Origin of the sequence: Pseudomonas sp. SIMBA_067 (genome assembly GCF_046534675.1) — a bacterium.
Taxonomy (GTDB): Bacteria; Pseudomonadota; Gammaproteobacteria; order Pseudomonadales; family Pseudomonadaceae; genus Aquipseudomonas; species Aquipseudomonas putida.
Map to the genome: position 1 here is coordinate 1 of NZ_JAWRYH010000648.1, position 263 is coordinate 263.

1 protein-coding gene is annotated in these 263 nt (G+C 66.5%); it reads right to left on the minus strand.

Translation table 11 applies throughout. The features are described 5' to 3' along the window. Positions 1-263 (minus strand): COX15/CtaA family protein (locus SB765_RS30710; protein ID WP_410932629.1); only part of this gene is annotated, 263 nt, incomplete at both ends.

The window sequence follows — 263 nt, forward strand, 5'->3', positions numbered from 1 at the left end:
GCAGCGATTGCAAGCGCTGGTCCCGGCGCACCAGGGTGACCAGCTCGTCTGGCCATGGCAAGTGGGCAAGTCGATACAGGCGACCGCCGCATAATTGGCGCTGACCCAACCGCCCAGGGCGATCTGGCCGACCACCGCCAGCAGCGCCAGAGCCGCAATGCGGCGTAGGCTCAGCGGTAGCTTAGGCAGCGGCGCAAAGGCCCGGGACAGCCGCAGGCACAGCAGAAACAGCAGGCTCAAGGTGGTGAACCCACCCAGCAGAT